This is a genomic window from Acinetobacter pittii ATCC 19004 = CIP 70.29 (assembly GCF_000369045.1).
Lineage (GTDB): Bacteria > Pseudomonadota > Gammaproteobacteria > Pseudomonadales > Moraxellaceae > Acinetobacter > Acinetobacter pittii.
The window spans coordinates 583,135-609,158 of sequence record NZ_KB849797.1; the positions used below are offsets into that span (position 1 = coordinate 583,135).

Here is a 26,024-nt window from a genome sequence, read left to right on the forward strand (position 1 = left end):
CAACTACTCAAATTAATAAAATGCAGGATGAGATATGAAAATAAAAAATACTACTTTTTATATATTTACGATGATTTTCTCTCTTCATTCTTCAGCATTTGCTGAACCGAGCGTGGCCGATATTCAATATCGTGCAGAACAAGGACAATCCGTTGCTCAATATCATCTGGGGATGATGCTTTTAAGTGGCGAACAAGGCGTTGTTAAAAACTATGAGCAAGCGTTTAAATGGCTAACTGTGGCTGATCAAAATGGAAGTATGGGGGCAAAATATAGTTTAGGGATGATGTATTACACAGGCACGGGCGTCGAAAAAGATGCCAAGCGCGCTTTTGATTATTTTACTAAGGCTGCGGCCAAGGACCATGCGAAAGCACAATATAACTTAGGGGTGTTATATGACAGAGGTGAAGGAACTGCGCAAGATTATGGAAAGGCGTTTGAATGGTTTAGTCGTGCTGCCAAGCAAGGCTACCCACCCGCAGAATATAATTTAGCTCATCTATATAAAAAAGGTCACGGCGTCTCACAAAGCGATGAGCAAGCACTTAAGTGGTACACCAAAGCGGCTGAGCACAATGAAAGCGATGCTCAGTACAACTTGGCCCAGATGTATTTAAATGGTGAAGGCACACCGAAAAACCTACAACTGGCAAAGAAATGGTTTCAGCACGCTGCCGATGCAGGTGATTCGGATGCTAAAGAAATGCTTAAAAGTTTAGAATAGGCAGCTATCTCTATAATATTTTATTTATAAGATACTGAACCCTATTATTAATAAGATTATTTTATTATTTATTTTTTCTAATTAAATATAAATATTAATCCTATTATTTTAAAAATACATTTAGTTTTATTATTAAATCAAAAATATTTTAAACATTAAATTGACGTAATTAAAATCACCGATTATTATCTCGTTGCTGGCCTACATTGCCAGACGGTTTTGACAGACCGTAACTCGTAGCGGGTTATAGTTCTACTATAATTCGTTAGACCCTTGCGTCCCCTTTTCTTTGCGGTAGGATGATCTGACCCCATAAAGTTGGACAGTTAGTTAAGCAGTTTTTAAAAACTGGTTTCTATATTGTACAGGGGATAAACCTTGTAGCTTCACCTTGATTCTCTCATGATTATAATAATGAATGTACTCTCGTATAGTTTTCTCTAACTCATCAGTTGATTGAAATTTTTCACCATGAAAGCACTCCGATTTTAATATTCCAAAGAAGCTTTCTATTACAGCATTATCTAAGCAATTTCCTTTACGAGACATACTTTGAATTAAACCATGTTGCTTTAATTGCTGTTGATAATGAGCCATTTGATATTGCCATCCTTGATCTGAATGGAGAATTGGTTTCTCATGTCGCTTAAGTTTAGCTAAAGCATGAATGAGCATATCTTTCACTAACTCATAATTGAGTTTACGTTGGATCCGGAAGGTAATAATTTCCCCATTAAATAAATCTATAATTGGTGATAGATAAAGTTTTTCACCGTTAACATTAAATTCCGTCACATCAGTTGCCCATTTCTGGTTGGGACGGTTCGCTTTAAATTGCCGTTGCATAATGTTATCGGCCACCATCCCGACACAACCACTTTTATATGAGCGATATTTTAGTGCTCTGATACGTGATTTAAGTCCCATAGTTTTCATAAGACGATATACACATTTATGGTTGATTATTATTCCTGTACTTTTCAGAGCAAGAGTAATTCTACGATAGCCATAGCATCCCTTATGCTTGTGATATATGGACTTGATCTGCTGTTTTAACTCAGTATATTTATCCTTAGAGCGTACAGCTTTCATGTGATAGAAATAAGTACTACGAGCGATCTTGGCAATACTGAGTAAGAGCTTTAATGGATAAATTTGCCTTAATTCTGAAATAACTTGAACACTGTCTGCAGTAGAAATTGAATTTAGGTACGTTGCTTCAGTTTTAAGGCTTTTAGCTTTTTTAAAAAGGCAACCTCTGCTCGTAAAGCGGTCACTTCATCAATGAGCTCCTGCTGAGATTTATCTTTGTCATCTTTTACAGACTTGGTTATTTTAGTTTTATCTTGTTTAAGCATATTGGTATAAATCCTCGTGGTATTAAACCCAGCAATCCCTTCTTTATGATACTGAGCTAGCCACCTTCTTAAAATTGACGTCCCGCTCAGATTTAACCGTCTTCTAACTTCTCTTACCGGTATCTTATCAAGAAGCATTTGTACAGCCTTGATTTTAAATTCGGAAGAGTAGTAGGTTTTTTTAGTTTTAACATTCAGGCCATCTTCACCTTGTGCCTTATAGTTTTCAATCCATAAGCGGATGGTTTGGAGATCTACATTAAATTCTTGTGAAAGGATTTTATATCCTTTACTTCCCTCTAAATAAGCTTGAATGACTTTTAATTTTAACTCTTTTGAATGCTTCGGAATTGGCATAGAGCACACCTCATAAGTTTTAAAAGTCTAACTTATGGGGTGCAGTTCAGGACGGGAGGGGGACGCCCCGTGCGTGCTGGTTCTACGAGTCCAGTCTGTCAACCCCCTTTCGTTCTACCACCATAAATTAATTCGCGGTAATCTGGTGGTAGGACTCCATAAATTATAAGGAGTTGACCATGACACTTTTCAAACTTATTCCCTCTCCTGCTTAATCATTTTATTTATTTAAAATTTAGGTTTTTTATTGCCTAGTTTTTAAATTTATAAATTATTTTTATTTTAAAAATTTAATTATTTTATTTTCCTACATACATTGGAGGATTAACTATTACCCAAAAATTATTTTAAGCCTTAAAACAAATTATATTTTTATTCTACTCATAGATATAAATCATTATGAGAATAATATGACAATTTATAAATCTATTATGGCTTTAAGTTTGGTTGTAGCGAGCTTGGGAATTTCGGGTTGTAACTTACATACTCAGCAGGAGTTTGAAAAAATTTGCCTGTCGGGTGGACACACTAAGACCAGTTGTGGATGTATTTATCAGCGACTTGAACAAACCTACTCCCCTAAGCTCATGCAGCAGCTTAAACATGTCAGTTTGCAAAGTCCTGTTCTCCCACGGGACTTTGCCCCTACTTTCTTTAGCGTCATGCAGCGGTGTGACAAAAGTAGTCTGGGCTAAGCGTTTGGCTTAGCTCTTTATCTCTGTGTTGCAATGGTTTATTACTTTAAATCAGCGCAAAAGATTAAAGTCTGTTGCGGCACAGGGGCCTAAAGTTGAATTCAAAATAATATATATCGAAAGCGATCTTGTACGTTTTTTCCTACAAGCTTTTAAGGATTTTGCGGATTGGCGACACCCTGCTTTTTTCCTAATATGAACTCATACAGGAACAGGATGTTCCGGAACACAAAACAACAATAATAGGTTCATGCACCAGGAGCGTGAGATACGACAGGAGTCATATCTAGCAACCAAATACGAAAAAGCTCGACAGGATGTCGGGCTTTTTTTATGTTCATTTAAAAACAACTTAAAGAAAATTCTTATATTGTTTTATGCACAACATACCTTTGAACTACTTGGTTGAGAGTAATTTCGGAATCAAGACGACCATTGTTTGCTTGAATAGTTTTTGCAGAAGCTAAATTAGATTTATAACAATGTATATGTAACTCCGTTAGGCCTAGCTTCCATGCCTCCTGAATTGTAAGCTCTAACAATTTCGAGCCAAAATTCTGTCCACGTTTAGAAGGACGAATACCTAAACCAATATGTCCACCACAATATTCAATCTGTTCATTGAGTTTAAGTCGCAAGTTAGACGCGCCAATAATTTCATTATCCTCTACTAACCAATATGTAATGTTGGGAACATGCCCTTCTTCTAGGGATTCCCCATTTTCATAATCTCTCAGTTTATTCAAAAATGATTCAAAATTTGTATGGTCAAACTCCGTTGTCAAAGGGTGACGATCTTCATCTGCCAATTCATTAATATAGTTGTTATAGCTCTCTTTAAACCTTAAATGAGGTTTTACCAACATAACGGTCATTTATTGATTACTCCCGATAAAATTGTTCTTTTTACAACCAAACTTAAACATAACATATTGTTATCAATAGCAACTCTTATACTTCTCAACATCTTAAATGATTAGGTATAAAAGTAAGCCCCCTCTGTAACTACAAAACGCCTCACACCATGTTTCAATGTACGTTTTATCCTACAAACTTTTAGGGATTTTGCGGATTGGCGACTTCCTTCTTTTTTCCTATGATGAGTTCATACAGGAACAGGATGTTCCGGAACATAAAACAACAATAATAGGTTCAAGCACCAGGAGCTTGAGATACGACAGGAGTCATATCTAGTACCCAAATACGAAAAAGCCCAACAGGATGTTGGGCTTTTTTTATTGCTGTTTAAAAATATGTTTATGCTAAGCCTATAGAGGACTATGCGCCTGTTCTTGCTTTTTATGGCGGATCCAACGTACCGCTAAAATAATCGCAATCAGCACTACTACCGCAACAAGTGCAGGCACTAACATGGCCGAAACCGAAAGTAAGATCGCTCCAATCCACTCACCTGTCGCAACGACAAAATTCCCTAAACCACCCGTAGTTGCAGTTGAAACACCGCGTGCAGCAACGGTACTCATTTGCACCACACCTGCCGTACCACCGCCCACAATAATCGCTGCCGCCCAACTGGCAAACTGAGACATTTCTCCGCTACTCACCGCCATTGTCGCTAATGTACCCGCAATCATCGCCGCAGGAGTCGCGACTGTGTCTAAGGCATTATCGACCCACGGAATATAGTAGGCTGCAACTTCACACACCGTTGCCACACCTAAAGCTAAACACACCGATGGCAGAGCTAACCATTCAAAACCTTTTGATGGTTCAAACCATCCCATCATGGTTGCAATGCTCATAACCAGTAGCGGCACAAACACGCGAAAACCGCAGGCAGCGCTCAGCCCCAAGCCAATACATAAACCCAATATTGTTTCCATAACGGTTTCCTTTTCATGCCCATCACGGGTCTTGTTATGTAAGTCTTATTTTTAAATTAACAAAAAAGCCCCATCAGGTGACAGGGCTTTTTGTTAAATGCGAACGCAAATATTATTTCATTCTTAACGTTTAAATTGCGTGCAGTAGCATTTCGTGCAAGGTGGTAAAGGGTCGGTATTAATTTCTAAAAACACTCTATGTCCGCACTGAGCACAGAAGTAGAAGCCTGTTCCGGGTTTTTCGCCAGCTGTTACCATGATTACATTCCTATAATCGTATATATATTAAACAGGAATATAACCCACTTAAAGTGAATGTCAATTGTCCATTTCGCCCGATGATGATGGCATAAATGCAAAAAATGTTATTTGTACGATTTATCTTACATAGATTTAGGGATTTAGCCGATTGGCTATCCTCTGCTTTTTTTCTAATATGAACTCATACAGGAACAGGATGTTCCGGAACACAAAACAACAATAATAGGTTCAAGCACCAGGAGCGTGAGATACGACAGGAGTCATATCTAGCAACCAAATACGAAAAAGCCCGACAGGATGTCGGGCTTTTTTTATGTTTTTATTTTATACAACATCTGTATCCCAGTTATAGAAAACATCGTATTCATCTGCATATTTACTTATCGTATTTTGTATTACTCTACTAATTTCTTCATTAATATTTTCATTACTTCGAGTAAATATAAGAGTTCTATCTATCATTAGTTCACCTTTATCAATCCTAAATTTATTTTTTGATATTTTCTCAGGTTTACCAATAATTGTTAGAATTGCTCCTATGGCATGACTACCTAATCTGCAAAATATAGCCGAAGTCAAACTTGTTTTCTCAAATTCGAATATGTGATTACTGTCTACCTCACACTCGACTCTAAAATCACACTTATTTGTTTTAGTAATTATAGTATGGAACTGTTCAATTTCTTCTCTATAATTATATAACTCCTGAATAGAAATAAATATTTCATCATAAATTTTGCTTTGAAAACATATTTCTAATGCCTTGTTCAATAGATCATCAAATATACTTAGCTCTCTTTTTATAAATTTACTTTTAGATGAAGAAACTACAGTTTCAAAATTTTCTATGATTAGTTCAATAATGAATTCTTGGTTATCTCTGCTCATCAATTCAATTAAGCCAATAGCATCTTTTAGTTTCTTTAACTCAAATCTCCTATCGTCACCTAAGTTAAACTTATAATTAGATTGTTTTTTATATGGCTCAAAAGTCATATCAAAGAAATCGCCAACAACTCGAAATTTTGAAAATTTCCTAAACTCATTAAAACTAAAAGGTGAGTTATAAAAATCTATATCAAAAACTAAGCCAGTAGAGAGACTATCTTCTTTAAATCTAATTTTTCCTTTTTTTGGTGGTTGCACACTCAAACTTAGTTTTGCTTTAGGTATTTCAAAATTCGACTTTTTAGATGGGATACCAAATCGCTTTTCAATATTAACTAAGTTTTGGACATCTAAATCCTCTTCTAATCCTAAAGAAACATCAATGATTCTCTGAATACCCTCTTCACCTTCAAGGGAAAATTGAACTGTTCCATACCCATCCTCAAAACCACACTCTTGTAAATATTTATTTTTACTAGCTATGTAATCAGAATAGTTTTCACCGATATATTTCAACAAATTTTGTTTTAGATTTTCCCCATCTAATTTTTCAAGTCTGTGCTGTTCACTATAAGTAAGAGTAATTGTCTTTTTATTTAAATCCTTATTTTTTTCACTTTGTTCTATTTGATGAACTCTTTTAAGAATTTTATAAACCAACTCATTATCTATATGTAAAACAAATGCATTTTGTGCTTCATTCTTCCCATCAAATTCTAGAAAAACGTAAAATGCTGGCATTTGCACAGTTGCCATCCGTCTAAGATTTGATACTGTAATAGCGAGTTTTCTATCCTTTTTATCTGTTGCTTTAACTTGAACTTTACATTCAAAAGCTGATTTATGTAATTCATGAGTAGTTATATTTGAAGATATTGGGAATTCTACATAGTAGTCCCATCCTGTTTTATCAATTGCCGAACCATTAGCAATTAATCCAACTTGAGCACACCACATTGCAAAGGTGCTTTCACCTAATTGTCCTAAATCTCGCATATACACTCAAATATAAGCTATAAAAAAACCCCATCATCAAGATAGGGTTCTTTTGAATAATTTTCAATCAGCTATAGACTAAATTAAGCCACTTGGCCTTCTAAAAAGTCTTGCGCAAAACGCTGTAATACACCGCCCGCTTCATATACAGAAACTTCTTCTTCTGTATCTAAACGGCAAGTCACAGGCACTTCAAGAATCTCTTCTTTACCATCCGCTGTAGCACGTTCAATCACTAAAGTTAAAGTCGAACGCGGCGCGATATTACCAATCACGCTATAAAGCTCTGTGCCATCTAGTTTTAACGTCTTGCGGTTTACACCCGGTTTAAACTCAAGTGGTAACACGCCCATACCCACCAAGTTGGTACGGTGAATACGCTCAAAACCTTCTGCCACAATCGCTTCAACACCAGCAAGGCGTACACCTTTTGCAGCCCAGTCACGGCTTGAACCCTGACCGTAGTCAGCACCCGCAATAATAATTAACGGTTGCTTACGGTTCATGTAGGTTTCAATCGCTTCCCACATACGCATTACTTCGCCTTCTGGCTCTACACGCGCTTTTGAACCTTGCTTAATGGTGCCGTCTGAGCGAACCACCATTTCGTTATACAGTTTCGGGTTGGCAAATGTTGCACGTTGTGCAGTCAAATGGTCACCACGGTGCGTTGCGTATGAGTTGAAGTCTTCTTCTGGTACGCCCATTTTGTGAAGGTATTCACCCGCAGCCGAGTCCATCAAAATCGCATTTGAAGGCGACAAGTGGTCAGTGGTGATGTTGTCACCCAAAATCGCAAGTGGACGCATGTTCGCCAAAGTACGTGGTGCAGCCAACGCCCCTTCCCAATATGGTGGACGGCGGATGTAAGTACTTTGCGGACGCCAGTCGTAAAGTGGGCTCTTCGCTTGCTCAACTTCGCCCAAGTCAAACATTGGAATGTAGACTTTACGGAACTGTTCAGGCTTCACAGCTTCTTTAACTAGCGCATCAATTTCAGCATCAGATGGCCAGATGTCTTTGAGGTAAATCGGGTTACCGTCTTTGTCATGACCTAACGCATCTTTTTCGATGTCGAAACGGATCGTACCTGCAATTGCATATGCCACAACTAATGGTGGAGATGCCAAGAACGCCTGTTTTGCATATGGATGGATACGGCCATCGAAGTTACGGTTACCAGACAGTACTGCTGTTGCGTACAAGTCACGGTCAATAATTTCTTGTTGAATAACCGGATCTAACGCACCCGACATACCGTTACACGTTGTACAAGCATAAGCCACAATACCAAAACCAAGTTGCTCTAAGTCTTTTAGAACGCCTGCTTCTTCAAGGTAAAGTGCAGCTGCTTTTGAACCCGGTGCAAATGATGATTTCACCCAAGGTTTACGAACTAAACCTAGCTCATTTGCCTTACGTGCCAATAAACCTGCCGCCACAGTGTTACGTGGGTTAGAAGTATTGGTACATGAAGTAATGGCAGCAATAATGATTGCACCATCTGGCATTAAGCCATCAGAACGGTTTTCAACGACACCCGCAATGCCTTTCTCTTTTAGGTCGGCAGTTGAAACACGTGCATGTGGGTTTGATGGGCCAGCAATGTTACGTGTGACTGTCGATAGGTCAAAACGAAGTACACGTGGGTACTCTGCTTTGGTCATGTCAGATGCCCAAAGGCCGATTTCTTTTGCGTACTGTTCAACCAATGCCACTTGAGTATCTTCACGGCCTGTTAGGCGTAAGTAGTCGATTGTGTTTTGGTCGATGTAGAACATCGCAGCCGTAGCACCATATTCTGGAGTCATGTTCGAAATGGTTGCACGGTCGCCCACAGACATGCTGTCAGCACCTTCACCAAAGAACTCAAGGTAAGCACCCACTACGCGCTCTTTACGCAAGAATTCAGTTAAAGCAAGTACGATATCCGTTGCAGTAATGCCTGCCTGACGCTGACCTACAAACTCAACACCAATAATGTCTGGCAGACGCATCCAAGATGCACGGCCTAACATTATGTTTTCAGCTTCTAAGCCACCAACACCCACAGAAATTACGCCTAAAGCGTCTGTATGTGGCGTGTGTGAGTCTGTACCTACGCATGTGTCTGGGAATGCTACGCCATCACGCGCCTGAATCACCGGAGACATTTTCTCTAGGTTAATCTGGTGCATAATGCCGTTCCCCGCAGGGATCACATCGACATTTTTAAATGCTGTTTTGGTCCACTCAATAAAGTGGAAACGGTCTTCGTTACGGCGGTCTTCAACAGCACGGTTTTTTGCAAAAGCGTCTGGGTCAGCACCACCGTATTCCACCGCTAAAGAGTGGTCAACAATCAGCTGAGTCGGCACAACTGGGTTGACTTTAGATGGGTCACCGCCTTTGTCAGCAATCGCATCACGTAAACCTGCAAGGTCAACCAAAGCAGTTTGACCCAAGATGTCATGACACACTACGCGCGCAGGATACCAAGGAAAGTCCAAGTCCTGACGGCGTTCAATCAACTGTGTTAAATAAGCAGTTAAGTTCTCGGCATCGGCACGGCGTACCAATTGCTCAGCGAGTACTTTAGAGGTGTAAGGCAGTTTTTCGTATGCGCCTGGCTGAATATCTTCAACGGCCTGACGCACGTCGTAATATTCAAGCTGGGTTCCTGCCAGCGGTTTACGGTATTTTGTGTTCATTAACCACGCTCCGCCAATGGTTTAAATTCGAGGTTTTCAGGGCCTGTGTAGTTCGCGCTTGGACGAATGATTTTGCCATCTTGGCGTTGTTCAATCACGTGCGCTGACCAACCTGCTGTACGTGCAATTACGAATAACGGTGTAAACATTGCAGTTGGAACACCCATCAAGTGATAGCTCACCGCACTGAACCAGTCGAGGTTCGGGAACATGTTTTTCACTTCTTTCATCACTGCTTCTAAACGCTCAGCGATGAGGTACATTTTGGTGTTTTCTTGCGCTTGTGCCAAGTCGTGCGCAACTTTCTTGATCACTTCGTTACGTGGGTCAGAAACTGTATAGACAGGGTGACCAAAACCGATCACAACTTCTTTATTTTCAACACGTTTACGGATGTCAGCTTCTGCTTCGTCTGCGTTGTCGTAACGTTGTTGAATCACGAATGCAACTTCGTTTGCACCACCGTGCTTAGGTCCGCGAAGTGCACCAATACCGCCTGTAATTGCCGAGTACATGTCAGAACCTGTACCTGCAACCACACGTGAGGTAAATGTAGATGCGTTGAACTCATGCTCAGCATACAAAATAAGAGAGGTATGCATTGCTTGAATCCATTCTTCAGATGGTTTTTCGCCATGAAGCAAATGTAAGAAATGCGCTGCAATTGAGTCGTCATCTGTTTCAACTTCAATACGACGACCGTTATTGCTGAAGTGATACCAATAAAGCAGCATTGAGCCTAGGCATGCCATTAATTTATCAGCAATGTCTTTTGCGCCCGCTTCGTTGTGGTCTTCGTGTTCTGGTGTTAAACAACCTAGCACTGAAACACCTGTACGCATCACGTCCATTGGGTGTGCAGACGGTGGTAATTGTTCAAGTGCTGTTTTAAGCGCTGCTGGTAAGCCACGAAGTGCTTTTAATTTTGCTTTATAGGCTTTGAGTTCAGCTTTGTTTGGTAATTTGCCATGTACGAGCAAGTGAGCAACTTCTTCAAACTGGCTACCTGCTGCAAGGTCAAGAATGTCATAGCCACGGTAGTGCAAGTCGTTACCGCTACGTCCTACGGTACAAAGTGCTGTGTTGCCTGCAACTTGTCCGCTAAGTGCAACTGATTTTTTTGGTTTGAAGCCTGTTGTTGTTTCATTTGAGCTCATAAGATTGTCCTTTCCTATCTATCTGAATTTATTTATTAAGCACGACGGAGTCGTACCATTTTCACTTCTTATTTCAGGATTAACCTTCGGTTCGACCTACTTTTCTTTCGGGAAAAGTAGGCAAAACGATTGTCATCTGCAAAACTCGTCCACAACCATCGAATATCCTATCTATCGCAGAATCAATTTTAAAAAATGTAGTCCTGCCTCAAACAGTTGCAGATGACGCCTCCGAGTATCAGATTCCAATTAATCAACTTTTTAATTTATTACTTCTTTTTAGCAAATGCGTTGTCTAAGTAGTCTTCAAACGCATAGTAATTAATGCGTTCATATAGCTCTTTACGCGTTTGCATAATATCAATCACGTTCTTTTGCGTGCCTTCTTTACGTAAGGTTTCATACACAGTTTCGGCTGCCTTGTTCATGGCACGGAAAGCAGAAAGCGGATAAAGCGCAAGGCTTACATCGGCAGATGCTAACTCTTCAGTGGTAAACAGTGGTGTAGAACCAAACTCTGTGATGTTTGCTAAAATCGGTGCGCCAGTCTTCTGAGCAAATTGCTTGTACATATCAAGCTCAGTAATTGCTTCAGGGAACAACATGTCTGCGCCCGCTTCGATGTAGGCACCCGCACGGTCAATTGCAGCTTGTAAGCCATCTACTGCCAATGCGTCGGTACGTGCCATAATCACGAAGCTGTCATCACCACGCGCATCAACCGCAGCTTTAATACGGTCAACCATTTCTTCTTGAGTCACAATGGCTTTGTTCGGACGGTGACCACAACGTTTTGCGCCCACTTGGTCTTCAATGTGCATTGCCGCAGCACCAAACTTGATGAGTGCTTTTGTCGTACGGGCAATGTTAAATGCAGAAGCACCAAAACCTGTGTCCGCATCGACCAATAACGGAAGATCACATACATCAGTAATACGGCGTACGTCTGTCAACACATCATCAAGGTTACTGATTCCCAAATCAGGTAAGCCTAAAGAACCAGCTGCTACACCACCACCTGATAAGTAAATCGCTTTATAACCTGCACGTTTTGCCAAAAGTGCATGATTGGCATTGATGGTTCCAACCACTTGTAATGGCTTTTCTTGGGCTACTGCATCGCGAAATAGCTGACCTGCGGATTGTTTAGCCATTGTTATGTTCTCCTTGTGCTTGTAGCAGTGTTTGCTCAATAATTTTGTAAGAAGCATTGATATGTCGATGCATGAGCAGCTCGGCAAGTTCACCATCACCTTCTGCAATTGCATCTAAAATACGGATATGTTCGTCCCAAGCTTTGCTAGGTCGATCGGGTGTGTTTGAAAATTGAATTCGGTACATACGGATGAGGTGATAAAGCTCATCACATAGCATTTTTTCTAGCGTTTTATTGCCACTACTTTTGATAATGCAGTAGTGAAAATCGTCCTGCCCTTCTTGCAAGTAATATCCCTTACCTGCTTTAAAGTTTTCATCTTCGGCATGCATACGTAATACATCACGTAGCGCCAAAATTTGCTTTTTATCAATATGCTGTGCCGCAAGTTTGCAAGCCAAACCTTCTAAAGACGCACGAATCTGGTAAAGCTCTTTAAACTGTTGCAGTGAAAGCGAAACCACGCGCGCACCCACGTGTGCAGTACGCTCAACCAAACGTTGCCCTTCAAGGCGATGAATCGCTTCACGTAATGGCCCACGGCTAATTCCATAAGTGCGTGCCAGCTCAGGCTCAGAAATCTTGCTACCTGCCGGAATTTGACCCAAAACAATCGCCGTCTGTATTTGTTTAAATACATGCTCGGTCAGTGTTCTTCCCTGACTTTGTAATGGCTCTGGTGCGTAGGTCAAATCTTGCATATTGTCGACAATTTTTAATCAATTATGAGTTTTATAGCGGTATGAATGAAAAAAATCAAGGTGATTGTTGACACTTTACAGAACGCATCAGGTCAATTTTTATAGCCTGACCGCTTATATCACCTTATATTTAAAGCATTAAACCACTTACAAATTAGTCTTTATAAAACAGATATTTAATATTATTTTACCTATAAATTTATGATACTTTTTTAGTTGCTTTTCGACCTCTAATCTTTTGTTTCAAACTTTAGTCTACAACCAATGTATTACAGCAAGATTGTAGACAATCTGCTTGAATGAAAGCATGAGTTAGAAATTAGTTTCTATTTACCGTAATTTCTTTTAAATCTTTTTATCATTTTCATCCAGAAAATATCGATATTAGTGAAATTATCAGGTGCTTCACGGTAGCTTTATTGATACATTATTGAGCATCGACATAGTTGTGGCGTATTTTTCGAGACAGAAAAAACCCAGCACTATGCATATTGTTGAATGAAAGGACTTTTTTGATGTTTCAACATATCCCCCCATACGCAGGCGATCCAATTCTCTCTTTAATGGAACAGTTCAATGCTGACACTCGTTCTGGAAAAGTGAACTTGAGTATTGGTCTTTATTATAACGAAGACAGCATTGTTCCTCAGTTAGAGACCATTATCGAGGCGCAAAAGCGTATTGAGCCTAAAAACGGTAAAACCAAACTTTATTTGCCAATGGAAGGCTTCAAACCTTACCGTGAAGCAATTCAAGCACTTTTATTTGGTGCAAACAGCCCGGCAGTTAAAGCTGGCCGTGCTGTAACCATCCAAACACTTGGTGGTTCAGGTGCATTAAAAGTTGGTGCAGATTTTTTAAAAACTTATTTCCCAAATTCAGACGTTTGGGTAAGCCAACCAACTTGGGATAACCACGTTGCGATTTTCAATGGCGCTGGTATCAAAACTCATTTCTACCCATATTTCGATAACGAAACGCGTGGTGTAGATTTTGACGGTATGCTTTCTACACTTAAAACTTTGCCTGAGCAAAGCATTGTGTTATTGCACCCATGCTGCCATAACCCAACTGGTGCTGACTTAAACCCAGCACAATGGGACCAAGTGATTGCAGCATTAAAAGACCGTAACCTTATTCCATTCCTAGACATCGCTTACCAAGGTTTTGGTGACGGTATGGAAGAAGATGCGTATGCAATTCGTGCTTTAGACCAAGCGGGTCTAAACTTCATTGTGAGCAACTCTTTCTCTAAAATCTTCTCTTTATATGGCGAACGCGTTGGCGGCTTAACTTTCGTATGTGACGATGCAGAAGCTGCTCAGTGTACATTCGGTCAGTTAAAAGCGACTGTACGCCGTATTTACTCTAGCCCTCCTACTACAGGCGCTTGGTTAGTTGATGAAGTGTTAAATGACGCTGAACTTAACCAACAATGGCAAGGTGAAGTAAAAGAGATGCGTGAGCGTATTATCAAAATGCGTAGCATCTTGAAAGACGAACTGACTAAAGCATTACCAGACCGTGACTTTAGCTACCTTGTAAACCAAAAAGGTATGTTCAGTTACACAGGTTTAACTGCTGAGCAAGTTGATATCTTGCGTGAAGAATATGCAATCTACTTAGTACGTAGTGGCCGTATTTGTGTAGCAGGTTTAAACATGAACAATGTTTACACTGTTGCTAAAGCAGTTGCAGAAGTGCTTGCTAAATCAACAGAAGCGGCATAATACATCTATTAAAAAAGGCGCTTCGGCGCCTTTTTTTATGTCTCAATATTACGATTTAGCTTTGCCCCAATATTTCAGTTTTGAGGTATGTCCAATACCCACATTAAAGCTATTGGTTGGGTCAAGTTTTTGATAGAAATTGGCTAATGCAGGTTTGGCAATGTAGAGATGCCCGACATTATGCTCTGCCGGATATTCAGCACGGCGCGCATCGAGTAACTTCCACATTTGGTGTTCCATTTCTAACGGGTCATTGCCCTTTTTAAGAATATAGTCTTGATGGAACACATGACAAAAGAAATGCCCATAATAAAGTTTATGGATGATTTTATTTTCCATCTCGGCTGGTAGTTGCTCTACCCATTCACGGTCATTACGGCGTAGAGCAATATCAAGCGCCACAATATCTTCAACTTCACTACGGTGCGTATCACGATAACGAATTGCCGCCCCCGCAATCGCAAAGCGGTGCAAGAACGCCTTTCGGCCTTCCTCTTCACTACATACGAAATAGTGACCTGACTGATGCACCGCAAAATATTCTTTTAGAAACTGCTCGGTCTGTGCTTTTGAATTATTTTCAACGCGTAGTACTAAATGGTGCTCGTAACGGTCTCGATATTCGGTCATACGCTTCGGCAAATGACTCGGTAAAAAGAACGTAATCGCTTGTAAAATATGATCCGTTAAGCCTTTAATTTTAAATCTTTCTAAAAAGCCATCGACTTTATCTTTCATCGCAAAAGCTTTTGGAACATTGGCTGTGCCAAATTTTTCAATAAATAAGAACGTGTCTTTTCCGTACTTTTCACCAATTAAATAAGCATCTCGGTGAATATACTCACCTGCAATCGGCAAGCTTGGCAGTGAGGTCAGTAAATAACGGCGAATGGCTGTTAAATCATCAGCATCATTAGTACCAATATAAAAGACATTACTTTCTACTTTTTCATAGGTATCAAGGCGCACGGCAAACACACAAACTTTACCTGCCGAACCCGATGCTTCAAACAAACGTGACGGGTCTGCATTAAAACGAGCAGGTGTATCTTCATCAACTTGGGTCACATCGTGGGCATAGCGATGGTCCGATGCCTGTTTTTCGCTGTCATCTAGAATATCTACGGCTTGATATTGCTGCTTCTCTAAACGAGTCAAAATTTCTTCGGGTGTCGAACCTAAATTCACCCCTAAATGGTTCACCAGTTTTAATTGACCAGCAGCATTGACCTGAGCATATAACGCCAGTTCAGTATACGCCGGTCCACGACGTACCAATGCACCGCCCGAGTTATTACAAACACCGCCTAGTACTGATGCCCCAATACAAGATGAACCAATCACCGAATGAGGTTCACGGTCGTAGCCCTTTAAAATTTGCTCTAAATTATCTAAGGTCGCACCCGGTAAGCAGATCACTTGCTTACCGTCATGAATGACCTGAATGCCCTTTAATCGGCGCGTACTCATGACCAAAACAGGACGATCATAGTCATCGCCATATGGGGTTGAACCGCCAGTGAGTCCTGTATTTGCTGCCTGCATAATGACAATACAGTCCGCCTCAATTGCAGCCTGCAACACTTGCCATTGCTCTAGCAAGGTCCCCGGCACCACTACAGCAAGTACTTTCCCCTCACCAAAACGACGGCCTTGACGGTACTGACGCGTGCTTTGATCATCGGTCAAAACATGCGAACGCCCTACAATGTTTTGTAAACGGTCAATCACTGCTTGAGGAGAAAATGTTTGCATGATGGTTTCCTTTTGGTCATCCATTTATCAAATTAGACCAACACGACGGGATCTTACCGTTTGTAATTTATAATTTAATTAGCTCATTCTCTAATGTGAATCAGCCCTATATTTACTATCGTGGTGGCGGCATGGATGCCGCCTGTTGAGCAACCGTACAAGGAAGTACGGTTTGCTCAACAAAAGGTTTTTGGTTACTTTTGACCTTTCAAAAGTGACAAATGCCTATACGTAAAACATCAGCAAATCACCAAATTTTGAGGCTGTGCTTATTGCTTTACTTACCATGTCTTAAAGTCCTTGTTTAATCGCCTGTACTAAACAATCCGCATTAATATCCGAAATCGACTTAGCACCCGTTAAGGTCATCGCAACACGCATTTCTTTATCGATCAAATCAAGTAAGTTCGAGACCCCTTGTCCACCTGCTGCTGCCAAGGCATAAACAAACGCACGGCCAAGTAAAACCGTATCTGCACCGAGTGCCAACATACGCACCACATCCAGGCCATTACGAATGCCTGAGTCAGCCAAAATCGCTAAATCACCTTTGACGGCATCGGCAATTGCAGGCAATGCACGAGCAGACGACATCACACCATCTAACTGACGACCACCGTGATTTGATACCACAATCCCATCTGCACCAAAACGCACGGCATCTTTGGCATCTTCAGGGTCTAAAATACCTTTAATCACCATTGGGCCATCCCAAAACTCACGAATCCACTCAAGATCTTTCCATGAAATTGATGGGTCAAAGTTCGAGCCTAACCAGCCAATATAGTCTTCAAGCCCAGTCGGTTTACCTAAATATTTAGAGATATTACCCAAGTCATGCGGGCGTCCCATTAGGCCAACATTCCATGACCAATGCGGATGGAACATAGACTGCATATAACGACGCATCGCAGCATTTGGTCCACTCATACCCGAGTGGGCGTCACGGTAACGTGCACCCGGCACAGGCATATCTACGGTAAATACCAGTGTTGAACAGCCTGCCGCTTTTGCACGTTCCAAAGCATTACGCATAAAACCACGGTCACGTAATACATAAAGCTGGAACCACATTGGGCGGTTAATTGCAGGTGCAACTTCTTCAATCGGACAGACAGAAACTGTTGAAAGCGTAAATGGAATGCCCTTTTTATCGGCTGCCATTGCGGCTTGCACTTCACCACGGCGTGCATACATACCTGTTAAACCCACAGGCGCCAAAGCAACTGGCATCGACAGCGTTTCATTAAACAGTTTTGTCTCTAAACTTAACGCGGACATGTCATTCAGCACACGTTGACGCAATGCAATTTCTGACAAATCTTGTACGTTACGCTTTAAGGTATATTCTGAATACGCTCCACCATCAATGTAATGAAATAAAAATGGTGGTAAGCGACGTTGTGCCGCAGCACGATAATCATTGCCAGAAGAAATAATCATTTTGAATCAACTCTATTTAAACGATTTGCACGTTTCTGGCGAGCTTCATCTTCATCCAGAGAACGCACATGATTAATCACAAATTCAATATGACCGCAGACAGCTTGGCGTGCGGCCTCGGGATCTTTACGATCAATAGCATCCATCACCTGAAAATGTTGCTCGCTTAGCAAGTCACCATTTACGGGGTCGTTATAAACTTTTTTACGTCCTAACAAGACGTTGTATTGCAGCAAATCAAACAAGCTGCGCATCATCTGAATCAGCACCACATTGTGAGATGCTTCAGCAATCGCTAAGTGGAATTCAGCATCGGCCACCGCAGCCTGGGCTGAGTCACCTGCATTTTGATGGCGACTAATTTCATTAAAATAATGATGGATTTTGGCGCGATCTTCAGGTGTTGAGCGTAATGCGGCATACCAAGCAGTGCCACCCTCAAGTAATAACCGCGCCTCTTGCACATCAAAACGGTAGAGTGGATCTTCTTCAATCAGGTTGCTAATCGGGTTCACAATCAGTTGCTGTGGCCACTGTTCAGGTAACTGCTGAATATAAGTCCCATCGCCACGGCGGCTACTGAGTATCCCTTGACTATTGAGCTGTTGAATTGCTTCGCGCAAAGACGGACGAGAAACTCCTAAGCTAGTTGCAAGCTGGCGCTCGGCAGGCAAACGATCACCTTTTTTCATGTGACGCTCTTCAATTAATGCCTGCAATTTCATGACCACTTGATCGGAGATTCTCATCGCGTTTCCTTCACTGGAGTTATGGAATCATCCACGGCACCAGATAAGCCTGAACCGTAATAATGATGCCAACAAAGACAGTGAATATGATGCTATGTTTTACAGTGAAACGGAACAAGTCAGACTCTTTTCCAACTAAGCCTACCGCTGCACAAGCGATAGCAATCGACTGTGGAGAAATCATCTTACCCGTTACACCACCGCTGGTATTTGCAGCTACAAGCAATACTTCTGGAATACCAATTTGCTGTGCTGTAGTTGCCTGTAATGCCGAGAACAAAGCATTTGAAGAGGTATCTGAACCCGTAAGGAACACACCTAGCCAACCCAAAAATGGCGAGAAGAAAGTAAACGCATGACCCGTATGCGATAGAGCCAAAGCCAAAGTTGCAGATAAACCTGAATAGTTCGCAATAAAAGCAAAAGCCAAAACCATACCAATTGAATAAATCGGTGTTTTTAACTCATTGAGTGTTTCACCAAAGGTTGTAACTGCCTCACTTGCTTTCATTTTTAAGAAAATAGCAGTGATGATTGCGGCAATAAAAATTGCAGTACCTGTTGCAGAGAACCAGTCAAACTTATAAATCGCTTCATATGGTTTCATCTCTGCCACAATTGGCGGCATTTTTTCGACCAATTTATGCAAATACGGTACTTCAAGTTTAAAAATCCAATGTTCAAGAGCACCATCTTTTGCAAATAATGCTTTAAATGGCTTAACACTCCAGATCGTCACCATCACGGTTAAGATTGCAAATGGAGACCATGCCTTCACAATTTTGCCAATGCTAGAACGTTGAACCGTGGTAGGTTGCTGAGTCAAAGTCTGACCCGCTTCAGGTTCAAAACGGAAAATATGTTTTGGTTTCCAAACACGGAACAGTAAAGTTAAGCTCACCAATGATGCAATTGCAGCGGTAATGTCTGGTAACTCAGGACCAATGAAGTTAGATGTAAGATACTGGGCAATCGCAAAAGCGCCACCACCGACTAAAACCGCAGGCCAAGTTTCTTTAACACCACGCCAGCCATCCATAATCGCCATAATCCAGAACAGCACAATCAGCGTTAAAAATGGCAACTGACGACCCACCATTTGGCTAATTTCCATAGTGTCTACACCAGAAACCTGCCCCGCCACAATAATTGGAATACCCATTGCACCAAATGCCACTGGCGCCGTATTTACAATTAAACATAAACCAGCAGCATAAAGTGGTTTAAACCCTAAACCGACAAGCAGCGCAGCAGTAATTGCTACAGGAGCACCAAAGCCAGCCGCCCCTTCAAGGAAAGTACCAAATGCAAAACCAACCAATAGCATCTGCAGACGTTGGTCTTCGGTAATCGACAAAATGCTTGAGCGAATAATCTCAAACTGACCTGTTTTTACCGAAATTTTGTATAGAAAAACTGCACCGATAATGATCCATGAAATTGGCCATAGACCGTAGAAGAAACCGTAAATGATTGACGCAAAGGCCATTTGCCCCGGCATTTGATAGAAAAAGAGCGCAATCAATAATGCAATAATGACTGTGCCCGTACCCGCGATACTGCCTTTTAAACGAAAAACAGCCAATGCCAAAAAGAAGAAAATAATCGGGATTAATGCAACCGCACTGGACAGCCAAATATTATTTAAAGGGTCATAAAGTTGTTGCCACATATTGAGCATTGTCATCTCCTTGAAATGCCGGGGCGAATTTTTGTACCTTAAATTCTTAAACATTCAACACAATTGGTATGACCAATTAAAAATTAAGTGCAAATGTTATTCCTTAAACCACAGGAGACATCATAAATGCAGATATTAGCAAGATCAATAATTAAATAACGACCACAATTGGTAAGACCAATAGTACTAAGTAAAATCAAGCAATTTCTAATTTATAAATTTATTTATTAGACTAAAGTCGTAAAAATCTTTCTTATAAATTTAGATATGAACTACAGAAATGAAGTGGAAAATTTGAATATAAAAACTATAAACATACCTGTTTCATGATCTATGTATAATGTGCACACAACTCAAACCACATGTATTGAATTGAATAATGACTACTTTAACGTGTTTTAAAGCTTATGATATCCGAGGCAAACTCGGCACCGAATTGAATGAAGAAATCGCCTATAAAATTGGCCGCGCTTACGGACAAATCTATAAACCAAAGACTGTGGTTGTAGGTTGTGATATTCGTCTAAGCAGTGAGGCTTTAAAACAAGCGACCATCCGCGGGTTAAATGACGCGGGTGTCAATGTTCTTGATTTGGGCATGACAGGTACTGAAGAAGTTTACTTCGCCGCTTTCCATTTAGATGTACAAGGTGGTATCGAAGTTACTGCTAGCCATAATCCAATGGACTATAATGGCATGAAATTAGTACGAGAAAATGCTCGTCCAATTAGTGCTGATACCGGTTTAAAAGAAATTCAGGCTTTAGCAGAAACTAATAACTTTGAAGAAGCTAGCCAAAAAGGTACAACGCAAAGCTATAACATTTTGCCTGAGTTCGTTGATCACCTAATGACCTATATTGAACCAGCAAAAATCCGCCCACTTAAGTTGGTGGTTAATGCTGGTAATGGTGCAGCTGGTCACGTCATTGATGCCATTGAAGAAAAATTTAAAAAGCTTAACGTACCTATTGAATTTATTAAAATTCACCATGAAGCAGATGGTACTTTCCCAAATGGCATTCCTAACCCAATTTTAATTGAAAACCGTGACAGTACCCGTAATGCTGTAATTGAGCATAAAGCAGATATGGGAATTGCCTGGGACGGCGACTTTGACCGCTGCTTCTTATTTGATGAAAAAGGTCAGTTCATTGAAGGCTACTATATTGTTGGTCTATTGGCTCAAGCTTTCTTGATTAAGCAATCAGGCGAGAAAATTGTGCATGACCCGCGTTTAGTGTGGAACACATTTGATATCGTAGATGAATACAAAGGTGTCGCTGTACAGTCAAAATCTGGTCATGCGTTCATTAAAGATGTGATGCGTGAACACAATGCGGTATATGGCGGCGAAATGAGTGCCCATCACTATTTCCGTGACTTTGCTTACTGCGACAGCGGTATGATTCCTTGGTTACTCACTATTGCCCTACTTTCTGAAACAGGACAATCACTTTCAACCTTAGTTGAAAACATGATTACCAAGTTCCCTTGCAGTGGTGAAATCAACTTTAAAGTAGCTGATACACAGATCACTATTCAAAAGATTTTTGATTTTTATGCCGATCAAAATCCACAAATTGACCGTACCGATGGTGTAAGCCTCGACTTTGGCGCATGGCGTTTTAACGTCCGTGCTTCAAATACTGAACCATTATTACGTCTCAATATTGAAAGTCGTGCAGACCGTCAAGCTCAGCCAATGCAGCGTTATGTAGATGAGTTGACTAGGTTGATTCAGTCTTAGTTTAAGTCATACAAATAGAATAGGAGGACACTATAGTCCTCCTATTTTTTATCACTTCTAAAACATCCCATAAGTAAGATTAGTGCCATCCAATACATCATGATTCAGGTGCTTATACTATTTTTGATCAATCACAGTACAGCCACGAAAAAGGCTTCTCGTCATATCGAGAAGCCTTTTTAAATAGGTTAAAATATTGATATATCATTTATTATAATAACCCAATATTCATCTTTATTATTTATTCGCTTTTCCCTAACAAAATTTTCAACAAACCACGTGTCGAGGCATCAAATGCTGATAAATCACTTTGCTTACGATTTAAAATTGGTAAAAGCTGATCAGCAATTTGCTTCCCTTTTTCAACTCCCCATTGATCGAATGGGTTAATGTTCCATATCACTGACTGAACAAATACTTTATGTTCATACAGAGCAATGAGCATACCTAAGCTATAAGGGTTAAGCTCTTGAAGTAACAATGTTGAGCTTGGCTGATTACCTTCATACTGTTTGTAAATTGGCAAAGTTTCTAACTCAGCAGTATTCAGCGCCTGATTACCAAATGCAAGTAATCTCGACTGAGCCAAACAGTTGGATAAAGCTAAATGATGCTGCTCAACCAATGCTTCAGCACTATCAGCATAGGTAAAATGGTCTGCATTATATCGGTGGATTGGAGCAATAAAATCACAAGTTACCGAGAATGATCCTTGGTGTAATAACTGGTAAAATGCGTGCTGTGCATTTGGACCAACTTCACCCCAAACAATAGGACATGTATCTAATTCAACTTTTTGACCATCACGTTGTACTGATTTACCGTTAGACTCCATTTCAAGCTGCTGCAAATAAGCAGCAAAATATTTCAAACGGCCATCGTAAGGTAAAACTGCATGAGTTTGCATATTTAAGAAATTATTATTCCAGATCCCCAATAATGCCATTAGAACTGGTATATTCCGCTCAAATGGTGCTTGTTGGAAATGTTCATCAACAGCGTGAGCACCAGCTAAAAGCTGTTTAAAACCATCTACACCGATCAATAAAGCAATTGGTAACCCAATACAAGACCATAGTGAGTAACGCCCTCCTACCCAGTCCCACAGCAATAACTGGTTTTCAGGAGCAATTCCCCATTCGGTCATTTTATTAGCTTTGGTCGATACTCCAATAAAATGACTCTTCAATACACGAGTACATTCCCCTAATGCTTTTTCTAACCACTGACGAGCTGTATGTGCATTTGATAACGTGTCAATCGTACCAAATGACTTAGAGGAAATAATAAATAATGTTGTTTCTGGGCGTAGTCTATGTAGCTTTTCAGAAAGCTGACTACCATCCATTGTTGAAACAAAATGTACATTTAAAGGCTTTTCTGTTTGCACTTTAAAGTCAGACAATGCATGAGTTACCATAAGTGGCCCCAAGTCGGACCCACCTACTCCAATATTTACTACATCCTGAATAACTTCACCAGTTGCACCACGATATTGTCCAGCATGGATTTTTTCAACCAATGCATACATTCGTTCAAGCTGTAAATGAACTTGTTTGGTCAGTTCAGGAAACTGTGCATGTCCCTCTGGTAAACGTAATGCCCAATGCATCGCTGCACGTTGCTCTGTACAGTTTACTTTTTCTTGTGAAAATAAACGTTCAATCCATGGTTTTAATTGCTTGGCATTAGCCAAAGTCACCAACTGATCTAAAACAGTTTGATTTACGCGATGTTTACTATAATCAAAAAGAAGTTGATCAAAATGAACGGAATACTTCTGAAAACGTTCTGGCTCCGCAGCAAACAACTCATTTAAGTGAAGATGTTCATACTGTTTCCCTAATGACTTTAACTGTGACATAAGCATTGAGCTTGGCAGCTTTTCTTTTGGGAATTGCTCTATATTTTTACTCATAAACGACCTACTCCTTCATATGCAAAACCTCGGGCCTTGACATATGCAGGGTCATAAATATTACGCCCATCCAAAATGAGTGGATGTTTCATGTTTTGTTGTAACCGTTTAAAATCTGGCCCCCAATATTGCTTCCATGCCGTCACCAAACAAAGCGCATGAGCGCCATTAACTGCATCATATTGATCAGCGCATAATATTAAATCATCACGTTTGCCATATTTTTTTTCAATTTCATTTAACGCTAGTGGGTCATGTAAACGCACTCTTACCCCCTGCGCCCACAATGCCGTTAACAAGACATGAATTGGCGAATTATGTGTACTGGAGGTATTTTCCTTAAAGGCCGCCCCCCAAATTGCAACGGTTTTTCCATTTAAATCACAATGATAATAATTCCATAATTTACGGAATAAAATTTCTTTTTGTTGCTCATTAATTTCCCAAACCTGTTCTAACAATCGACTTTTTATCCCAGTTTTTGATACAGTACTCGATAAAGTCAGAATATCATGAGAAAAGTTTTCGCCACCAAACCCCGCACCAGCGGATAAATACGCTGCACCAATACGTGTATCTGCTGCAATACCATGTTTAACATTGGCAATATCAATACCCAATTTTTCCGCAACTACAGCCAAGTCATTCATATAACTGACGCGCGTTGCCAACATGCCCGAAATGCTCAGCTTGGTAAACTCCGCGTCTAGTATTGGCATAAAAAGATATTGATAACTAAAACGGAAAAACGGTCGTAATAATTCGCGCATAATATCGCATGCATATTCAGTTTCTGCGCCAACGATTACATGTTTTACATTAAGGACACTATTGATAGCATTGCCTTCCTGGATTACATCAGGAAAATACACCCACTCATCTTTTGGTAAATACTGTTTAAGTTTTTGGGTTCCTTGTAAGCCAAAAGTTGAACCATTAATCATTAAACGAGGATGAATAATTGGACGCTGGCTAAGTTTTTCTACTGTATTTAAAGCAAGCTGCAATTGCGTTGGACTATAACAGAATAAATAAACTTCAGCGTCTAACGGAATTGCTGAAAAAGAACATTCTTCTAAAAAACCAGCTTGGCGTTGTTTATCTAAATAGGAATTTACTTCTTTATCTTGAAACGTCAAGATACAAGCTTGTTCCTCACAGGCAGGGCTGGTACACCAAAATACCTGATTACCATACTCAGCCAACAATGCTGCCATTACTCCGGCATGTAAAGTTGCACCAAAAACCGCAATTTTCATTTTATACCTACAATCTCTTATTGTTCTAACTCAGCAATCATCGTTTTAAATGCTTGTCCTAATTGCGGGTGTTCAACCCCATAGTGCAACACAGCCTTTAAATAGCCTAACTTACTACCACAGTCAAAAGTTTGACCTTGCATACAATAAGCTTCTACATGGTCTGTTTGCTGTAATAAAGCAATCGCATCAGTCAATTGAATTTCATTGCCAGCACCTTTAGGGGTTTGTTCTAAAAGTTGCATAATTTTTGCGGGTAAAATATAGCGTCCAACTACTGATAAATTTGACGGTGCGGTGCCTATAGCAGGCTTTTCTACAATGCCTTGCATGACGATACTTTCACCAGCAGCAGGTGAATGTGACACATCGACGATACCATACTGATCAACCAAATGTTCTGGCACAGCTTCAACCATAATTTGGGCAGCATGTACTGTTTCGTAACGCTCTATCATACGAGCCAAATCATTTTTTTCAGATTTATTTTTAACCAACACATCAGGTAAAAGTACAGCAAAATCATTATCACCTACTATACTCTTAGCACAGAGTACCGCATGCCCTAAGCCTAAAGGCTTTGGTTGACGTACACTCACAATACTGACATCTTTAGGTAAAATATCAGTAATTTCTTTAAGCAAATCATATTTTTGTTTTTGTTCTAATGTTGTTTCCAATTCAAAGTCATGGTCAAAATAATCTTCAATAGCAACCTTCGCAGAATGAGTCACAAAAATAATTTGCTTTATACCTGCTTCAACTGCCTCACGTACCACATACTCAATGGCAGGGCGGTCAACAACTGTAACCATTTCTTTGGGAATCGATTTACTCGCTGGTAAAAAACGGGTACCTAAACCCGCAACTGGCAAAACTGCTTTTTTAATCATTGAACTGTTACCAACT

The 26,024-nt window shown here is 40.3% G+C and carries 21 protein-coding genes and 1 pseudogene; 5 read left to right on the forward strand and 17 right to left on the reverse strand.

Annotated features, from left to right (window positions below):
- Positions 1–34: 34 nt before the first annotated feature.
- On the forward strand, positions 35–727 hold the full coding sequence (locus F928_RS21385; protein WP_005079579.1) for a tetratricopeptide repeat protein: 693 nt from the start codon (positions 35–37) through the stop codon (positions 725–727).
- Between the two features lie 330 nt (positions 728–1,057).
- On the opposite strand, the gene F928_RS22805 is transcribed toward F928_RS21385, so the two are convergent.
- A complete protein-coding gene (locus F928_RS22805; protein WP_106405999.1) occupies positions 1,058–1,927 on the reverse strand; it encodes an IS3 family transposase in 870 nt (289 codons plus the stop codon).
- Positions 1,928–1,932: 5 nt separating this feature from the next.
- Positions 1,933–2,442, reverse strand: coding sequence for a helix-turn-helix domain-containing protein (locus F928_RS22810; protein ID WP_002120495.1), 510 nt, complete (start codon positions 2,440–2,442; stop codon positions 1,933–1,935).
- Positions 2,443–2,852: 410 nt separating this feature from the next.
- Here F928_RS22810 and F928_RS21400 point away from each other — a divergent pair, with 410 nt between their 5' ends.
- Complete coding sequence (locus tag F928_RS21400) at positions 2,853–3,137, forward strand: hypothetical protein (protein ID WP_005079581.1); 285 nt, start codon at positions 2,853–2,855, stop codon at positions 3,135–3,137.
- Between the two features lie 365 nt (positions 3,138–3,502).
- Here the strand turns inward: F928_RS21400 and F928_RS21405 are convergent, their stop codons facing one another.
- The 8 genes from F928_RS21405 to ydhC form a co-directional block, all read right to left on the reverse strand.
- Positions 3,503–4,012 carry a GNAT family N-acetyltransferase gene (locus tag F928_RS21405; protein WP_005079583.1) on the reverse strand — a complete coding sequence of 170 codons (510 nt, stop codon included), beginning with the start codon at positions 4,010–4,012 and terminating at the stop codon, positions 3,503–3,505.
- Positions 4,013–4,405: 393 nt separating this feature from the next.
- Positions 4,406–4,981: a DUF4126 domain-containing protein gene (locus F928_RS21410; RefSeq protein WP_005079585.1), complete on the reverse strand. Its 576-nt coding sequence runs from the start codon at positions 4,979–4,981 to the stop codon at positions 4,406–4,408.
- Between the two features lie 123 nt (positions 4,982–5,104).
- The gene (locus tag F928_RS22565) at positions 5,105–5,239 is read right to left on the reverse strand and encodes a zinc ribbon-containing protein (RefSeq protein WP_001983336.1); all 135 of its coding nucleotides are present in this window, start codon (positions 5,237–5,239) and stop codon (positions 5,105–5,107) included.
- A gap of 327 nt (positions 5,240–5,566) precedes the next feature.
- Positions 5,567–7,126: a DUF4365 domain-containing protein gene (locus F928_RS21415; RefSeq protein ID WP_005079588.1), complete on the reverse strand. Its 1,560-nt coding sequence runs from the start codon at positions 7,124–7,126 to the stop codon at positions 5,567–5,569.
- A gap of 83 nt (positions 7,127–7,209) precedes the next feature.
- Complete coding sequence (acnD, locus tag F928_RS21420) at positions 7,210–9,816, reverse strand: Fe/S-dependent 2-methylisocitrate dehydratase AcnD (RefSeq protein ID WP_005079591.1); 2,607 nt, start codon at positions 9,814–9,816, stop codon at positions 7,210–7,212.
- Positions 9,816–10,973, reverse strand: a complete 1,158-nt coding sequence (gene prpC / locus F928_RS21425; RefSeq protein ID WP_005079594.1) for a bifunctional 2-methylcitrate synthase/citrate synthase — start codon at positions 10,971–10,973, stop codon at positions 9,816–9,818. Before prpC ends, acnD begins: the two co-directional genes overlap by 1 nt.
- 269 nt (positions 10,974–11,242) lie before the next feature.
- Positions 11,243–12,127: a methylisocitrate lyase gene (gene prpB / locus F928_RS21430; RefSeq protein WP_005071840.1), complete on the reverse strand. Its 885-nt coding sequence runs from the start codon at positions 12,125–12,127 to the stop codon at positions 11,243–11,245.
- Entirely contained in the window at positions 12,120–12,830 is a 711-nt protein-coding gene (gene ydhC, locus F928_RS21435) for a GntR family transcriptional regulator (protein WP_002050495.1), read from the reverse strand. The genes prpB and ydhC overlap by 8 nt, the downstream gene beginning before the upstream one ends.
- 45 nt (positions 12,831–12,875) lie before the next feature.
- Here ydhC and F928_RS22305 point away from each other — a divergent pair.
- Positions 12,876–13,010 (forward strand): annotated as a pseudogene (locus F928_RS22305) (hypothetical protein).
- 335 nt (positions 13,011–13,345) lie between these two features.
- Positions 13,346–14,560 carry an amino acid aminotransferase gene (tyrB, locus tag F928_RS21440; protein WP_005079597.1) on the forward strand — a complete coding sequence of 405 codons (1,215 nt, stop codon included), beginning with the start codon at positions 13,346–13,348 and terminating at the stop codon, positions 14,558–14,560.
- A gap of 48 nt (positions 14,561–14,608) precedes the next feature.
- Here the strand turns inward: tyrB and dld are convergent, their stop codons facing one another.
- The 4 genes from dld to lldP all read right to left on the reverse strand — a co-directional run bounded on the left by dld (position 14,609) and on the right by lldP (position 20,194).
- Entirely contained in the window at positions 14,609–16,315 is a 1,707-nt protein-coding gene (dld, locus tag F928_RS21445; RefSeq protein ID WP_005079599.1) for a D-lactate dehydrogenase, read from the reverse strand.
- Positions 16,316–16,606: 291 nt separating this feature from the next.
- Complete coding sequence (gene lldD, locus F928_RS21450) at positions 16,607–17,758, reverse strand: FMN-dependent L-lactate dehydrogenase LldD (RefSeq protein ID WP_005079601.1); 1,152 nt, start codon at positions 17,756–17,758, stop codon at positions 16,607–16,609.
- Entirely contained in the window at positions 17,755–18,507 is a 753-nt protein-coding gene (gene lldR, locus F928_RS21455) for a transcriptional regulator LldR (protein WP_005079603.1), read from the reverse strand. The genes lldD and lldR overlap by 4 nt, the downstream gene beginning before the upstream one ends.
- A 19-nt stretch (positions 18,508–18,526) precedes the next feature.
- Positions 18,527–20,194 (reverse strand): L-lactate permease, encoded by a 1,668-nt coding sequence (lldP, locus tag F928_RS21460; RefSeq protein WP_171057732.1) that lies wholly within the window; start codon positions 20,192–20,194, stop codon positions 18,527–18,529.
- A 373-nt stretch (positions 20,195–20,567) separates the two neighbouring features.
- Here lldP and manB point away from each other — a divergent pair, with 373 nt between their 5' ends.
- Complete coding sequence (gene manB, locus F928_RS21465) at positions 20,568–21,938, forward strand: phosphohexomutase domain-containing protein (RefSeq protein WP_005079609.1); 1,371 nt, start codon at positions 20,568–20,570, stop codon at positions 21,936–21,938.
- 241 nt (positions 21,939–22,179) lie between these two features.
- Here the strand turns inward: manB and pgi are convergent, their stop codons facing one another.
- The 3 genes from pgi to galU are packed head-to-tail and all read right to left on the reverse strand — an operon-like array spanning position 22,180 to position 26,008.
- On the reverse strand, positions 22,180–23,856 hold the full coding sequence (pgi, locus tag F928_RS21470; protein WP_002120828.1) for a glucose-6-phosphate isomerase: 1,677 nt from the start codon (positions 23,854–23,856) through the stop codon (positions 22,180–22,182).
- A complete protein-coding gene (locus F928_RS21475; RefSeq protein WP_002120822.1) occupies positions 23,853–25,115 on the reverse strand; it encodes a nucleotide sugar dehydrogenase in 1,263 nt (420 codons plus the stop codon). The genes pgi and F928_RS21475 overlap by 4 nt, the downstream gene beginning before the upstream one ends.
- Positions 25,116–25,132: 17 nt before the next feature.
- Positions 25,133–26,008 (reverse strand): UTP--glucose-1-phosphate uridylyltransferase GalU, encoded by an 876-nt coding sequence (gene galU, locus F928_RS21480; protein WP_005079612.1) that lies wholly within the window; start codon positions 26,006–26,008, stop codon positions 25,133–25,135.
- Between the last annotated feature and the right edge of the window lie 16 nt (positions 26,009–26,024).

What these genes read in the sequence shown, in the direction of transcription:
- lldR (WP_005079603.1), bottom strand. Translation starts at nt 18,507, where the DNA reads ATGAGAATCTCCGATCAAGTGGTCATGAAATTGCAGGCATTAATTGAA.
- F928_RS22810 (WP_002120495.1), bottom strand. Translation starts at nt 2,442, where the DNA reads ATGCCAATTCCGAAGCATTCAAAAGAGTTAAAATTAAAAGTCATTCAA.
- F928_RS21475 (WP_002120822.1), bottom strand. Translation starts at nt 25,115, where the DNA reads ATGAAAATTGCGGTTTTTGGTGCAACTTTACATGCCGGAGTAATGGCA.
- manB (WP_005079609.1), top strand. Translation starts at nt 20,568, where the DNA reads ATGACTACTTTAACGTGTTTTAAAGCTTATGATATCCGAGGCAAACTC.
- prpC (WP_005079594.1), bottom strand. Translation starts at nt 10,973, where the DNA reads ATGAGCTCAAATGAAACAACAACAGGCTTCAAACCAAAAAAATCAGTT.
- galU (WP_005079612.1), bottom strand. Translation starts at nt 26,008, where the DNA reads ATGATTAAAAAAGCAGTTTTGCCAGTTGCGGGTTTAGGTACCCGTTTT.
- tyrB (WP_005079597.1), top strand. Translation starts at nt 13,346, where the DNA reads ATGTTTCAACATATCCCCCCATACGCAGGCGATCCAATTCTCTCTTTA.
- dld (WP_005079599.1), bottom strand. Translation starts at nt 16,315, where the DNA reads ATGCAAACATTTTCTCCTCAAGCAGTGATTGACCGTTTACAAAACATT.
- ydhC (WP_002050495.1), bottom strand. Translation starts at nt 12,830, where the DNA reads ATGCAAGATTTGACCTACGCACCAGAGCCATTACAAAGTCAGGGAAGA.
- pgi (WP_002120828.1), bottom strand. Translation starts at nt 23,856, where the DNA reads ATGAGTAAAAATATAGAGCAATTCCCAAAAGAAAAGCTGCCAAGCTCA.
- lldP (WP_171057732.1), bottom strand. Translation starts at nt 20,194, where the DNA reads ATGACAATGCTCAATATGTGGCAACAACTTTATGACCCTTTAAATAAT.
- lldD (WP_005079601.1), bottom strand. Translation starts at nt 17,758, where the DNA reads ATGATTATTTCTTCTGGCAATGATTATCGTGCTGCGGCACAACGTCGC.
- F928_RS21410 (WP_005079585.1), bottom strand. Translation starts at nt 4,981, where the DNA reads ATGGAAACAATATTGGGTTTATGTATTGGCTTGGGGCTGAGCGCTGCC.
- F928_RS21415 (WP_005079588.1), bottom strand. Translation starts at nt 7,126, where the DNA reads ATGCGAGATTTAGGACAATTAGGTGAAAGCACCTTTGCAATGTGGTGT.
- F928_RS22565 (WP_001983336.1), bottom strand. Translation starts at nt 5,239, where the DNA reads ATGGTAACAGCTGGCGAAAAACCCGGAACAGGCTTCTACTTCTGTGCT.
- F928_RS21385 (WP_005079579.1), top strand. Translation starts at nt 35, where the DNA reads ATGAAAATAAAAAATACTACTTTTTATATATTTACGATGATTTTCTCT.
- acnD (WP_005079591.1), bottom strand. Translation starts at nt 9,816, where the DNA reads ATGAACACAAAATACCGTAAACCGCTGGCAGGAACCCAGCTTGAATAT.
- F928_RS21405 (WP_005079583.1), bottom strand. Translation starts at nt 4,012, where the DNA reads ATGACCGTTATGTTGGTAAAACCTCATTTAAGGTTTAAAGAGAGCTAT.
- prpB (WP_005071840.1), bottom strand. Translation starts at nt 12,127, where the DNA reads ATGGCTAAACAATCCGCAGGTCAGCTATTTCGCGATGCAGTAGCCCAA.
- F928_RS21400 (WP_005079581.1), top strand. Translation starts at nt 2,853, where the DNA reads ATGACAATTTATAAATCTATTATGGCTTTAAGTTTGGTTGTAGCGAGC.